Source organism: Streptomyces sp. NPDC056128 (genome assembly GCF_042263835.1).
Classification (GTDB): Bacteria; Actinomycetota; Actinomycetes; order Streptomycetales; family Streptomycetaceae; genus Streptomyces.
The window spans coordinates 1-1193 of sequence record NZ_JBHJVQ010000099.1 but is presented as its reverse complement, the minus strand read 5'-3'; the positions used below and the strand labels follow the sequence as shown (position 1 = coordinate 1193).

Below are 1193 nucleotides of genomic sequence, written 5' to 3'. Positions count from 1 at the left end.
CCTAGTGATCTGGTTGTGAGTCGGTCGGGCACCACATGAGTTGCCTTCGGTACCAAGTTGGCGGGTTTGGCTGACGGGTGCCGGTCGGCTTCGGTCTGCTGTGGACTGTGGGTGACAGCAGGCTGCAGCCGCTGGTCCTGAGTGAGACCGAGCGGCAGACGTTGAACAACTGGGTCAAGCGCCGGACGACCGCGCAGGGGCTCGCTCTGCGGGCGAGGATCGTGCTGGCGTGCGCGCAGGGCGGGCCGAACCTGGCGGTCGCGGCCCGGCTGGGGGTGAACCGGGGCACCGTCGCCAAGTGGCGGACCCGGTTCCTGCGGGACCGGCTGGACGGGCTCGCGGACGAGCCGCGGCCAGGTGTGCCGCGGACCATCACCGACGCCCAGGTGGAAGAGGTGGTGGTCCGCACCCTGGAGGAGGCACCTCCAGGCGGGACGCACTGGTCGAAGCGGGAACTGGCCAAGGTTGTGGGGATCTCCCCGGCGAGCGTGCTGCGGATCTGGCACGCCTTCGGCCTGCAACCGTGGCGGACCGAGACGTTCAAGATCTCCCCGGACCCGTTCCTGATCGAGAAGATCCGTGACGTGGTCGGTCTCTACCTGGCCCCGCCGGCGAACGCGGTGGTGTTCGCGGTGGACGAGAAGCCGCAGATCCAGGCTCTCGAGCGGACCGCGCCGGTGCTGCCGATGGTGCCCGGGGTGCCCGAGCGGCGGAGCTTCGACTACGTCCGGCACGGCACCGTCGACCTGTTCGCCGCCCTGAACACCGCAACGGGCAAGGTGATCACGAAGCTGTCCGCGCAGCACCGGGCCGTGGACTTCCGTGACTTCCTCGACAAGATCGACCGCCAGACCGAGCCTGGCCTGGCGGTCCACGTGGTCTGCGACAATCTCTCCGCCCACAAGGCACCGGTGGTGCACAAGTGGCTGCTCGCGCACCCACGCTTCCAGCTCCACTTCACCCCGACCTACTCGTCGTGGATCAACCAGGTCGAGCGGTGGTTCGCCGAGTTGGAACGGCGCTGCCTCGAACGCGGGGTGTTCTGCTCTCTCGACGACCTCAAGGCCGCACTCGAGAACTGGATCAAGGTCTGGAACGACGATGCCCGGCCTTTCAAGTGGACCAAGACCGCCGACCAGATCCTCGACCGCATCTGCCGCTACTGCTCACGCATCTCCGAACCAGATCACTAG

At 67.5% G+C, this 1193-nt stretch carries 1 protein-coding gene; it reads left to right on the top strand.

Annotation, left to right across the window (positions count from 1 at the left end; all coding sequences use genetic code 11):
• Positions 1-107 precede the first annotated feature (107 nt).
• Complete coding sequence (locus ACFC1X_RS40820) at positions 108-1193, top strand: IS630 family transposase (protein WP_376364844.1); 1086 nt, start codon at positions 108-110, stop codon at positions 1191-1193.